This is a genomic window from Janthinobacterium sp. SUN118, assembly GCF_030397695.1.
GTDB lineage: Bacteria > Pseudomonadota > Gammaproteobacteria > Burkholderiales > Burkholderiaceae_D > Janthinobacterium.
Map to the genome: position 1 here is coordinate 1,249,275 of NZ_JAPUBV010000001.1, position 11,703 is coordinate 1,260,977.

Consider the following 11,703-nt stretch of genomic DNA (forward strand, 5'->3'; position numbering starts at 1 on the left):
ACCTTCCCACACCTGTCTTGACGCCGGGGTGGGCGATTATCAATCCGACCTGAAGGAGTTTGCATGCGTCATTATGAAATAGTCTTTATCGTCCATCCGGACCAAAGCGAGCAAGTGCCCGCGATGATCGAACGCTACAAAGCCAGCGTAACCACCCGCGGCGGTTCGGTTCACCGCGTGGAAGATTGGGGCCGCCGTCAAATGGCTTACTCGATCCAAAAGCTGCCTAAAGCACACTACATCTGCCTGAACATCGAATGCGACAACGAGACCCTGGTCGAGTTGGAAACAGCATTCAAATTCAATGATGCCGTGTTGCGTCACCTGACCGTTAAAATGAAGAAAGCTGAAACAGCTCCTTCGCCGATGATGAAATCGGTACAACGCGAAGACGCGGCCAAAAGCCACCGCACCGAAGCACCAGCAGCCGCTCCAGCCGCAGCAGCTTAATTCTTGACCAGGATCGTGCGCTGAACCAGCTACAAGTAACCGCCATCATTGCCGAGCGCGAAATATTGCGCTATACCCCGGCAGGGCTGCCGATTGTGAATGCAGTATTGCAGCACAGTTCGCAGCAGATGGAAGCAGGAATTGCCCGTTTGACCGAGTTTGATGTTGCCGCGCTTGCCGCTGGCGAAATCTCAGGCCGGTTCAGCCAGGCAAGCTTGGGCGGGGTATATCAGTTCACGGGTTTCCTGGCCAGGAAAAGCCGCAACAGCAAGAGTTTGGTGTTTCACATCATTGATTTTAGTGCAGTCACCCCGACTAGCGCATTTTAGATACAGGAGCCTGACATGGCATTCGGTAAAAAGTTCGACAAAAATAAGCTCAAGCTTAAAGAAAAACGCAAACAGCAAAACCCTTTGTTCAAACGTAAGAAGTTCTGCCGCTTCACGGCAGCTCACGTTGAGCAAGTCGACTACAAAGACGTCGACACGCTGAAAGACTTCGTCCAGGAAAACGGCAAGATCATGCCAGCACGCCTGACCGGTACCAAAGCGCACTACCAGCGCCAAGTCGACACCGCAATCAAGCGCGCCCGCTTCCTCGCGCTGCTGCCATACACCGATCTGCACCACGCTTAATCGGTCAGATATTCCTGGAGAAGAACTATGCAAATCATTCTGTTAGAAAAAGTTGTTAACGTCGGTAACCTCGGCGAAGTCGTCAAAGTCAAAGACGGTTACGCACGTAACTTCCTGATCCCGCAACGCCTGGCACGTCGTGCTACGGCAACCGCTGTGGCTGAATTCGAAGTCAAGCGCGCCGAACTGGAAAAAGCTGCTGCCGCCAAACTGGCCGCATCGCAAGCCCAGGGCGAAAAACTGAGCGGCCTGACCGTTCAAGTTGCTCAAAAAGCTGGCGTCGATGGCCGTCTGTTCGGTTCCGTCACCAACTTCGACATCGCTGAAGCGCTGACCAAGCAAGGTTTTGCTGTTGAAAAAGCACAAATCCGCATGCCTACCGGCCCGCTGAAGATCGTTGGCGAGCACAACGTTTCGGTTGCTCTGCACACCGACGTGGTCGTGGAAGTCGTTATCGCTGTCGTACCAGACGCGAACGCGTAATCGTCTGCGGGCCTGGCCCGCAAGCGTTGCCGCACTATGAAAAGCCGGGTTCGCCCGGCTTTTTTGTGGCCTTTTTTTCGCTCAATTTCAGCCCTTTATTTTTGCCGACACGCCGAAGCGGGTATAATTCGCGCCATGAACGCCCCCTCTGATCCGCAACTGGATTCCCTCCGTATTCCGCCGCATTCGATCGAAGCAGAACAATCCGTCATCGGTGGTCTGCTGCGCGACAATGCCGCCTATGACCGCATTGCCGACTTCATGCATGCGGAGGATTTCTATCGCTATGACCATCGCATCATCTTCGAGCAAATCGTCAAGATGGTTAACGCTTCCAAGCCAGCCGATGTCATTACTGTTTTTGAAACCCTGACCCAGCTCGGCAAGGCCGAGGATGTGGGCGGACTCGCTTACCTGAACGCCATGGCGCAAAACACGCCATCGGCCGCGAACATCCGGCGCTACGCCGAGATCGTGCGCGACCGCGGCGTGCTGCGCAAACTCATCACCGTCGCCGACGATATCTCCGGCACGGCCTTCAGCCCGCAGGGCAAGGAAGTCAAGCAGATGCTTGACGAGGCCGAGTCGAAGATCTTCGCCATCGCCGAAGAGGGCGCGCGCGGCGCCCAGGGCTGGACCGCCATCCAGCCGCTGCTGACGCAAGTGGTCGAGCGCATCGACGAACTGTACAGCCGCGACAACCAGAGTGAAATCACGGGCGTGCCCACCGGTTTCATCGACCTCGACCGCATGACCTCGGGTCTGCAGCCGGGCGACCTGGTGATCGTGGCGGGACGTCCTTCGATGGGCAAGACGGCGTTTTCCGTCAACATCGGCGAAAACGTGGCCATCGACAGCGGCTTGCCCGTGGCCGTGTTCTCGATGGAGATGGGCGGCGCCCAGCTGGCCATGCGTATGCTGGGCTCGGTTGGTCAGCTGGACCAGCACCGCCTGCGCACGGGCCGCCTGAACGACGAAGACTGGCCGCGCCTGACGAATGCGATTCAAAAGATGAACGACGCCCAGTTGTACATCGATGAAACGCCGGCGCTCAATTCCATCGAATTGCGCGCCCGTTCGCGCCGCCTGTCGCGTCAATGCGGCAAGCTGGGCCTGATCATCGTCGATTACTTGCAGCTGATGTCGGCCAATACTCCCGGCGACAACCGCGCCACGGAGATTTCCGAGATTTCGCGGGGCTTGAAAGGCCTGGCGAAAGAACTCGGCTGTCCCGTGATCGCGCTGTCCCAGCTGAACCGCTCGCTGGAACAACGCCCGAACAAGCGTCCTGTCATGTCCGACTTGCGCGAATCGGGCGCTATTGAGCAGGATGCCGACGTGATCCTGTTCATTTACCGCGACGAGGTGTATAACCCCGACTCGCCGGACAAGGGAACGGCCGAAATCATCATCGGTAAACAACGTAACGGTCCAATCGGCAGCATCCGCCTCACCTTCATGGGGCAGTACACCAAATTTGGCAATTACAGTGGTGGCCTGGCGCTTTACCAAGGCGACTAAGACTCAGCAGCACTGGCAATTCCATCGGCCGCCCCCGACAAGGGGGCGGCTTTCTGTAGTAAATAACACGACTCAATGCTTAACGGAGAATGACATGTTTGGACGCTTGATGCCCACTGAGGGCAAGTTTTTTGAATTGTTTAACCAGCACGCGGAACTGTGCGTCAAGGGCGCGAAAGAGATGCTCGGCCTGATGACCAATTTCGACGACCTGGAAAACCGCGTGCATGCGATTGAAAGCATCGAGAAACAGGCGGACAAAGTCACCTACGCCACCGTGGAAATGCTGCACAAGACCTTCATCACGCCGATCGACCGCGACGACATCCATCAGCTGATCACGCGCCAGGACGACATCCTCGACCTGCTGGAAGACGCGGCGCAGACCGTGTCGCTGTACGACCTGAAAGCAGTCACGCCGGAAGCCAAGCGCCTGGCCGAACTGGTGCTGGCCTGTACCGAAAAAGTGCGCGACGCCGTCGCCATGCTGCACAACATGGACAACTCGCGCAAGATCGTCGCCATCTGCGAGGAAATCGACCGCCTGGAATCGGATGCCGACCACGTGATGCGCGCCGCCATGTCCAAGCTGTTCCGCGACGAGCCGGACGTGCGCAACCTGATCAAGCTCAAAGCGATCTATGAAATTCTGGAAACCGTGACAGACCGTTGCGAAGATGTGTCCAACATTATCGAAGGCATCATCGTCGAAAACGCGTAACAGCGTCTGTCCTGAAACAGAATCAGAAAAGAAAAATCCATGCAAACCATCCAAATGAGCATCTACGTGCTAGGCCTGCTTGTCATCCTGGCGCTGCTATTTGACTTCATGAACGGCTTCCACGATGCCGCCAACGCGATCGCCACGGTGGTCTCGACGGGCGTATTGAAACCGCAGACCGCGGTTGCCATGGCTGCCACCTTCAACTTCGTCGCCATCTTCGTCTTCCACCAGCTGACCGTGGCCGCCACGGTGGGCAAGGGCACGATCGACCCCGCGGTGATCGACCAATATGTGATATTTGGCGCCCTGATGGGCGCCATCGTGTGGAACCTCGTCACCTGGTACTACGGCATTCCATCGTCGTCCTCGCACGCCCTGATCGGCGGCCTGGTGGGCGCCGCCGTGGCCAAGTCGGGCACCGGCGCGCTGATCTCGGCCGGCCTGTGGAAGATCGTGCTGTTCATCGTGCTGTCGCCGGTGCTGGGCTTTTTGTTCGGCTCGCTGATCATGCTGCTGGTGTCGTGGATTTTCGTGCGCTCGACGCCGCGCCGCGTCGATAAATGGTTCCGCCGCCTGCAACTGGTGTCGGCCGCGGCGTACAGCCTGGGCCACGGCGGCAACGATGCGCAAAAGACCATCGGCATCATCTGGATGCTGTTGATCGCCGCCGGCTACTCGAGCACGACGGACGCCATGCCACCGATGTGGGTCATCATCTCGTGCTACACGGCGATCAGCTTCGGTACGCTGTTCGGCGGCTGGCGCATCGTCAAGACCATGGGCCAGAAGATCACCAAGCTCAAACCGGTCGGCGGCTTCTGCGCCGAAACGGGCGGCGCCATCACCCTGTTCGTCTCGACGGCGCTGGGCATCCCGGTGTCGACCACGCACACCATCACGGGCGCCATCGTCGGCGTCGGCTCGGCACAGAAAATGTCGGCCGTGCGTTGGGGCGTGGCGGGCAACATCGTCTGGGCCTGGATCTTCACGATCCCCGCTTCCGCGTTTGTCGCCGCCATCGCATGGTGGATTGGCCGCCATATCATGTAATGGATAGCCAACGCCAGTAAAAAGGGAGCCTTGCGGCTCCCTTTTTTCATGCCCCGGCCAGTTCCACCGTCAGCCCCTCGTAGGCGAGGAACACTTGCAGGCTGCCCAGACGGCCCGCATGGCGGCCCATCACGTCGGCAAACACGGCTTCCAGTTGCTCGTCGCTGCGGGTCGGCTCGTGGTGGGTGCAGTACAGGCGCCGCGCGCCGCAGCGCAGAGCCAGTTCGAAGGCGGCATCGAAAGTGCCATGGCCCCAGCCCTGCTTGCCCGGGTATTCCTCGCGCGTGTACGAGCAATCCATGATCAGCGCCTCGACGCCGTCGACCAGCGCGTCGATGCTGGCCTGGCGCTGCGCATTGCGCGCCGCGCAGGCCGCGTGTTCGGCGTGGCCGGGCGGATGCGGGTTGTAGAACGGTTCATGGTCGCCGCTGAAAAACAGCGAGGCGCCAGCGCAGTCGATGCGGTAGCCGAGGTTGACGACCGGGTGGTTCATCTCCGCGCCGCGAACGCGCGCGCCGCCCACGTCGACGGCTTCGCCGGGCGCCAGGGTGCGGTACTCGATGCTGGCCGCCATGGCCGCCTCGCTGACGGGGAAATAGCTGTCCTGCAGCTGCACCGCCATCACGTGCTCGATGCCGCGCCCGCTGCGCGCGTCGAACGCGCCGTGCAGGCGCATGCGGTTGCCGGCCACGAACAGGGGCGAGAACATGGGCAGGCCGTGGATGTGGTCCCAGTGGCTGTGCGTGATGAAGACATGCGCGTCGACGCGCTGGCCTGCAGGCAGCTGCTGCGCCAGCGAAAAGATGCCGCTGCCCGCATCGAGGATAATCAGGCTGTCGTCGTCGGTGCGCACTTCGATGCACGTGGTGTTGCCGCCATAGCGGGCCGTGCGCGGACCGGGGGAGGGGATGGAGCCGCGCACGCCCCTGAACGTGAATTTCATTCAGTACCTTGTTACTGTGTAATTATTGTTGATTCTATTCTAATTAATGAGATTGGCGGCAATATTTGTGTGTGTTGCAACACGGCAATTTATTTCATTTTGATGTAATTGAGTAATGTACAGTGCGCGGGGTGGCCGTTACACTGGCGCTTGCCGACTTCCCTTTTTCCTTACCTGATCGCGTCCCATATGCCTCAGCTGCACCCTGAGAAAATCGCCCACAGACTGGAGCAATTGACCGAGCTCAGCGTCGCGCTAGGCGATGGCCTGGGCGGTCAGGGGCGCGACATCGGACCGCTGCTGCAGCGCATCGTGCTGCTGGCAAAAAGCATGAGCGGGGCCGATGGCGCCACGCTGTACCGGCCCGCCGCGGACGGACGCCAGCTCGATTTCCACATCAGCGTCAACGACAGCCTGGGCATCGGGCAGGGCAACGACATCGGCTTGCCAGGCGTGCCGCTGTTCGATGGCGCCGGGCAGCCGAATCTGGCCTCGGTGGCCGCGTATGCGGCCAACCAGCGCCGCAGCGTGAATATCGCCGACGTCTACCGCGACGAGGCCTTCAATTTCTCCGGCATGCGCGCCTTCGACCGCCACCACGGCTATCACACGCAGTCGATTCTGACCGTGCCGATGAACGACCACGAGGGCGACCTGATCGGCGTGCTGCAGCTGGTGAACGCCAAGGATGCCGAGACGGGCCAGGTGCGCGCGTTTTCTTCCACCGACCAGCGTTTCATCGAGGCGCTGGCGGCGCAGGCGGGCGTGGCGCTGACGAACCAGCTGCTGATCTCCCAGCTGGAAGAGCTGCTCGAGTCCCTGGTCACCCTGATCAATATCGGCATCGATGAAAAGTCGCCGTACACGGGCCGCCATTGCCAGTTCGTGCCCGAGCTGACCATGCTGCTGGCCGACGCCGCGCATGCGACCGACAGCGGGCCATTGGCCCAGTTTCGCCTCAGCGACAATGAACGCAAGCAGCTGTGGCTGGCTGGCCTGCTGCACGACTGCGGCAAGATCACCACGCCCGTGCACGTGGTCGACAAGGCCACCAAGCTGGAAACCATCTTCGACCGCATCGCCCTGATCGACACGCGCTACGAAGTGCTGCTGCGCGACGCCGAGATCGCGGCCTTGCGCCAGCAGGCGGCGCAGCCGCAGCAGCAGGACGCCATCGCGCAGGCGCTGGAGCAGGAGCAGGCCGCGCTGCGCGAGGAGCGCGACTTCATCCGCCGCGCCAACGTGGGCGGCGAAGGCATGGCGCCGGCCGACCAGGAAAGGGTGCGGCAGATCGCGCGCCGGCGCTGGCGCGCGGCCGACGGCGAGCTGCGCGACTTCCTCGATGCCGACGAGACGGAAAACCTGACCATCCGCTTCGGCACGCTGACGGCGGCCGAGCGGGCCATCGTCAACAACCATATCAGCGTCTCGATCCGCATGCTCGAAGCGCTTCCATGGCCGAAGCACCTGCAGAAGGTGCCGGAATACGCGGGCGGCCACCATGAACGCATGGATGGCAAAGGCTATCCGCGCGGCCTGACCAAGGAGCAGATGTCGGTGCCGGCGCGGCTGATGGCCATCGCCGACATCTTCGAGGCGCTGACGGCGCGCGACCGGCCCTACAAGAAGGGCAAGTCGCTGTCCGAATCCCTGCGCATCCTCGGCAATTTCAGCCTGAACGGGCATATCGACCCGGAACTGTTCGATGTCTTCATCCGCAGCAAGGTCTACCTGACCTTCGCCGAAAAGCACATGCATCCGAGCCAGATCGATGCCGTCGACGAGGCCTCCATTCCGGGCTATACCCCTTGAAGCTGGCGCCGGCCCTGCGCAAGCATGGCGCGCGCTGGCTGCTGGGCGTGGCGCTGACCGTGGCCGCCGCCATCCTGTGCCTGGCCGGCAACGCGAATATCGCGCGGCTCGACGCCATGCTCGGCGACTGGCGCATGCGCGCCGAGGCGCCGCAGCTCGACAGTCGCATCGTCATCGTCGACATCGATGAAAAGAGCCTGGCCCGGGTGGGGCGTTTTCCGTGGAGCCGCGACATCCAGGCAAAGCTGGTGCGCCAGCTCACCGGCCACTATGGCGTGGCGGCGCTGGGTTTCGATATCTCGTTTCCCGAAGCGGACACCAGTTCCGGCTATGCCGTGCTCGAAACGCTGGCGCGCGGCGAACTGGCCGGCGTGGCGGGCTTGCCGGCGCAGCTGGAAAAACTGCGCCCGGCGATGGATTACGACGGCCAGTTCGCCGACGCCATGCGCGGCCAGCCCGTGGTGCTCGGCTACAGCGTCTCGGAGCGACAAAAAAAGGGCGTGCTGCCGGCTCCCGCATTTACCGTGGCAGACCTGAACGGGCGCACGGTGACGGCCTACACGGCGCCCGGCTACGAAGCCAATATCGCGCCGCTGCAGGCGGCCGCGCGCGGCGCCGGCATCTTCACGGCGCTGACGGACGCCGACGGCGTGGTACGCTCCTCGACGCTGCTGCAGCGCATCGGCGACGGCTACTATCCCTCGCTGTCGCTGGCCACGGCCGCCGTCTACCTGCAGGCGCGCGCCATCGCCCCGCGCTTCACGGCCACGGCCGATACCCTGTCGGCGCGCGAACTGGCCAACGGCGGACTCGAACACATCGTGCTGTTCGCGCCGCGCGGGGCGACGGCCATTCCCGTGGGCGAGGCGCTGACCACCACGGTGCAGTACCGCGGCACGGGCGGCCCCGCCGGTGGCGCCTTCCGCTATGTCTCGGCGTCCGACGTGCTGGCCGGCAGCGTGCCGCCCGCGCTGCTGCAGGGCGCCATCGTGCTGGTCGGCACCACGGCGCCCGGCCTCAACGATATCCGCGCCACGCCTGTCAACGCCGAATATCCGGGGGTGGAAGTGCACGCCAACCTGATCAAGTCCATCCTCGATGGACGCTTCAAGTCGCGGCCCGATTACGCGCTGGCGCTCGAACTGCTGCAGGTGCTGGCGGTGGGCCTGCTGCTGGCCGGTGCGCTGGCCGTGCTGCCGCCGGCCGGCGTGATGCTGCTGACCCTGGGGGCGATGGCCGCCGCCATCGCCGTCAACCTGTACCTGTATGCGGCGCGCGACCTGGTGCTGGGCGGCGCCGTGGTGCTGCTGCTGATCGTCGCGCTGTTCATCGTCAACCTGGCCTGGGGCTACTTCTTCGAGGTGCGCAAGGGGCGCGCGCTGGTGGCGCGCTTCGGCGAATACGTGGCGCCCGAACTGGTGGCCGAGATGGCGGACAATCCGCAGCGCTACACCATGGATGGCGAGAACCGCGAATTGACGGTGCTGTTTGCCGACGTGCGCGGCTTCACGGCCATTTCCGAGCAGCTGGCGCCGGCCGCGCTGCGCGAATACATCAATACCTACCTGACGGCCATGTCGCAGGATATCCGCGACAGCCATGGCGGCACGCTCGACAAGTACATCGGCGACGCCGTGATGGCCTTCTGGGGTGCGCCGGTGGCCTTTGCCGACCACGCCAGCCGGGCCGTGGCCAGCGCGCTGCTGATGCAGCGCAGCGCGGCGCGCCTGAATGCGGACTTCGCCGCGCGCGGCTGGCCGCCGCTGCGCATCGGCATCGGCATCAATACGGGCGCCATGCATGTGGGCGACATGGGCTCGCGCATCCGCCGCGCCTATACCGTCATGGGCGACAGCGTGAACCTGGCCGCGCGCCTGGAGGGCGCCAGCAAGCTGTATGGCGTGGGCATCGTCGCGGGGGCGGCCACGCGCGCGGCGGCGGGCGACTTCCTGTACCGCGAACTGGACCTGGTGCGCGTGCAGGGCAAGCAGCAGGCGGTGGCCATCTTCGAGCCGCGCGGCTTGCTGGCCGACGCCGATGCGCAGGAGCTGGCGCAGCTGGCGCGCTGGCATGCCGCGCTGGCCCTGTTGCGCGCGCGCGACTGGGAAGCGGCGGCGGCCGAGGTCGCCAGCCTGCAGGCGGATTTCCCCGAAGACGGCGTGTACCGGCTGTATGTGGCGCGCCTGGCGCATTACCGCGCCGCGCCGCCGCCGGCCGGCTGGGATGGCGTGACGGCCTTGAGTAGCAAGTAACCATCTGATTTGCCTTGCAAACTGCTGTCAATTCCATCATCTTTCCAGTTTGTCTGCATGATGTAGGCAGCAACGCCATGAAATTCGCAAGAAAACGTCAGAAATTTCTGACTGGAAACTAAAAGCCGTCTAAAATTTGTCTTCAATCCATTGCCGGATAGAGTGCCGCTGGCGCCTGCGGGGCCAAGCGCTTGTCCGGTTACACAAGAAATCCTTCACATGACATATCGTTTGGTGCACCTGCTTGCGGGTTCCGCGCTGCTGTTCGCCGTCGGCGCCGCCGGCGCTGCCGTTTCCATGGATGAGGCCACGCCGGCCGCGCAGGACAATGGCGTGCCGCATTTCGACATCAGCCGCTTTGACGTGCAGGGCAATACCCTGCTCGGCGACGCCCAGGTACAGGCGCTGCTGGCCCCGTTTACGGGACCGCAGCGCGATTTTTCCCACCTCGCGCGTGCCGTCGAGGCGCTGGAAGCCGCCTACCGGGCGCGTGGCTACGGCGCCGTGCAGGTGCAGCTGCCGGAACAGGAACTGGAACGCGGCGTGGTGCGCCTGAGCGTGCTGCAAACGCCGCTGGGCAAGGTCGCCATCAGCGGCAACGTGCATGTCGACGAGGCCAACGTGCGGCGCGCGCTGCCGGCCCTGCGCGAAGGCGAGACGCCGAATTTGAACGCCCTGTCGCAAAGCCTGCGGCTGGCCAATGAAAACCCGGCGCGCAAGATCGAAGTACGGCTGCAGGCCGACGAGCAGGCGGGCGCCATCGACGCCATCGTCGCGGTGGCCGATGAAAAGGCCTGGAAGGCCATGCTCAACGTGGATAACACGGGCAACGCGCAGACGGGCAAGACGCACGTGGGCGTGGTGCTGCAGCATGCCAACCTGTGGGGGCGCGACCATGTCGCCAGCCTGCAGTACACGAGCAGCCTGGAAAAGCCGGACAAGGTTGGCGTGTATGGCGCCGGCTACCACTTGCCGCTGTATGCGCTGGGCGACTCGATGGACTTTTTCGCCAGTTATTCGAATGTCGACTCGGGCAGCGTCTCGGCCGGCATTTTCGACCTGGCCGTCAGCGGCCAGGGCAGCATGGCCGGCATCCGCTACAACCAGAACTTTGCCCGCCGCGACGATTTCGAGCCCAAGCTCGTGTACGGCATCGACTACAAGGCCTACCGCAACAGCGTGCAATTGTTCGGCATGGAACTGGGCGCCGACGTCACCGTGCATCCGCTCAGCGTCAGCTACATCGGCAACTGGACCCTGCCAACAGGCGAGACCAGCGTGGCCGTCACGTTCGCGCATAATATTCCCGGCGGGAAGCATGGCGCGCAAGCCGATTTCGACCGCGTGCGCGCGCATGCGAAGGCTGGCTACAACACCTTGCGCCTGAGCGCCAGCACGGCGCGCGTACTGAGCAACGACTGGCAGTGGCGTGCCCTGTTCAACGCCCAGGCCACGCCGGACGCGCTGGTGCCCGGCGAGCAGTTCGGCGCCGGCGGCGCAGCGTCCGTGCGCGGCTTTGCCGAGCGCGAGGTGTCGAATGACTCCGGCGCCAGCCTGAACCTGGAACTGTACACGCCGAACTGGTGCGGCCAGGCCCTCGGCTACCAATGCCGCGCGCTGGCTTTCTACGACACGGCATGGCTGCGCCGCAACCATGCGCTGCCCGGCGAAAGCGCTTCCCAGGGCATAGGCAGCGCGGGACTCGGCCTGCGCCTGATGCTGAACCGCTACGCCAATCTGCAACTCGACTACGCCCATGTCGTCAATGGCGGCGACACGGGACAGCGCGGCGCCAACCGCCTGCATTTCCGACTCGCCTTGGCTTACTAGTAT

Annotated in this window: 11 protein-coding genes; 10 read left to right on the plus strand and 1 reads right to left on the minus strand. The window is 63.0% G+C overall.

The features are described 5' to 3' along the window. Positions 1 to 63 precede the first annotated feature (63 nt). The 7 genes from rpsF (at position 64) to O0880_RS05715 (ending at position 4,863) form a co-directional block, all read left to right on the plus strand. The gene (gene rpsF, locus O0880_RS05685; RefSeq protein WP_010400028.1) at positions 64 to 450 is read left to right on the plus strand and encodes a 30S ribosomal protein S6; all 387 of its coding nucleotides are present in this window, start codon (positions 64 to 66) and stop codon (positions 448 to 450) included. A gap of 20 nt (positions 451 to 470) precedes the next feature. After that, a complete protein-coding gene (priB, locus tag O0880_RS05690; RefSeq protein ID WP_071322552.1) occupies positions 471 to 779 on the plus strand; it encodes a primosomal replication protein N in 309 nt (102 codons plus the stop codon). A gap of 15 nt (positions 780 to 794) precedes the next feature. Continuing rightward, a complete protein-coding gene (gene rpsR / locus O0880_RS05695; protein WP_010400024.1) occupies positions 795 to 1,085 on the plus strand; it encodes a 30S ribosomal protein S18 in 291 nt (96 codons plus the stop codon). Positions 1,086 to 1,112: 27 nt separating this feature from the next. Beyond that, positions 1,113 to 1,568 (plus strand): 50S ribosomal protein L9, encoded by a 456-nt coding sequence (gene rplI / locus O0880_RS05700; protein WP_034783456.1) that lies wholly within the window; start codon positions 1,113 to 1,115, stop codon positions 1,566 to 1,568. Between the two features lie 135 nt (positions 1,569 to 1,703). Next, positions 1,704 to 3,089 (plus strand): replicative DNA helicase, encoded by a 1,386-nt coding sequence (locus tag O0880_RS05705; protein ID WP_071322553.1) that lies wholly within the window; start codon positions 1,704 to 1,706, stop codon positions 3,087 to 3,089. A gap of 94 nt (positions 3,090 to 3,183) precedes the next feature. Beyond that, positions 3,184 to 3,810, plus strand: coding sequence for a DUF47 domain-containing protein (locus O0880_RS05710; RefSeq protein WP_010400015.1), 627 nt, complete (start codon positions 3,184 to 3,186; stop codon positions 3,808 to 3,810). A 39-nt stretch (positions 3,811 to 3,849) separates the two neighbouring features. Beyond that, positions 3,850 to 4,863 (plus strand): inorganic phosphate transporter, encoded by a 1,014-nt coding sequence (locus tag O0880_RS05715; RefSeq protein WP_071322554.1) that lies wholly within the window; start codon positions 3,850 to 3,852, stop codon positions 4,861 to 4,863. A 46-nt stretch (positions 4,864 to 4,909) separates the two neighbouring features. Here the strand turns inward: O0880_RS05715 and O0880_RS05720 are convergent, their stop codons facing one another. Beyond that, positions 4,910 to 5,806 (minus strand): MBL fold metallo-hydrolase, encoded by an 897-nt coding sequence (locus O0880_RS05720; RefSeq protein ID WP_071322555.1) that lies wholly within the window; start codon positions 5,804 to 5,806, stop codon positions 4,910 to 4,912. Positions 5,807 to 5,995: 189 nt separating this feature from the next. Between O0880_RS05720 and O0880_RS05725 the strand changes: the two genes are divergently transcribed. The 3 genes from O0880_RS05725 to O0880_RS05735 all read left to right on the plus strand — a co-directional run bounded on the left by O0880_RS05725 (position 5,996) and on the right by O0880_RS05735 (position 11,700). Next, on the plus strand, positions 5,996 to 7,618 hold the full coding sequence (locus O0880_RS05725) for an HD family phosphohydrolase (protein WP_071322556.1): 1,623 nt from the start codon (positions 5,996 to 5,998) through the stop codon (positions 7,616 to 7,618). Next, entirely contained in the window at positions 7,615 to 9,870 is a 2,256-nt protein-coding gene (locus O0880_RS05730) for an adenylate/guanylate cyclase domain-containing protein (protein WP_289885551.1), read from the plus strand. The genes O0880_RS05725 and O0880_RS05730 overlap by 4 nt, the downstream gene beginning before the upstream one ends. 219 nt (positions 9,871 to 10,089) lie before the next feature. Further along, entirely contained in the window at positions 10,090 to 11,700 is a 1,611-nt protein-coding gene (locus O0880_RS05735; RefSeq protein WP_289885552.1) for a ShlB/FhaC/HecB family hemolysin secretion/activation protein, read from the plus strand. The last annotated feature ends 3 nt before the right edge of the window (positions 11,701 to 11,703 follow it).

Bases quoted from the DNA above. Each gene is read 5' to 3' on its own strand.
- O0880_RS05715 (WP_071322554.1), top strand. From the start codon at position 3,850: ATGCAAACCATCCAAATGAGCATCTACGTGCTAGGCCTGCTTGTCATC.
- rpsF (WP_010400028.1), top strand. From the start codon at position 64: ATGCGTCATTATGAAATAGTCTTTATCGTCCATCCGGACCAAAGCGAG.
- O0880_RS05705 (WP_071322553.1), top strand. From the start codon at position 1,704: ATGAACGCCCCCTCTGATCCGCAACTGGATTCCCTCCGTATTCCGCCG.
- O0880_RS05725 (WP_071322556.1), top strand. From the start codon at position 5,996: ATGCCTCAGCTGCACCCTGAGAAAATCGCCCACAGACTGGAGCAATTG.
- rplI (WP_034783456.1), top strand. From the start codon at position 1,113: ATGCAAATCATTCTGTTAGAAAAAGTTGTTAACGTCGGTAACCTCGGC.
- O0880_RS05720 (WP_071322555.1), bottom strand. From the start codon at position 5,806: ATGAAATTCACGTTCAGGGGCGTGCGCGGCTCCATCCCCTCCCCCGGT.
- rpsR (WP_010400024.1), top strand. From the start codon at position 795: ATGGCATTCGGTAAAAAGTTCGACAAAAATAAGCTCAAGCTTAAAGAA.
- O0880_RS05710 (WP_010400015.1), top strand. From the start codon at position 3,184: ATGTTTGGACGCTTGATGCCCACTGAGGGCAAGTTTTTTGAATTGTTT.
- O0880_RS05735 (WP_289885552.1), top strand. From the start codon at position 10,090: ATGACATATCGTTTGGTGCACCTGCTTGCGGGTTCCGCGCTGCTGTTC.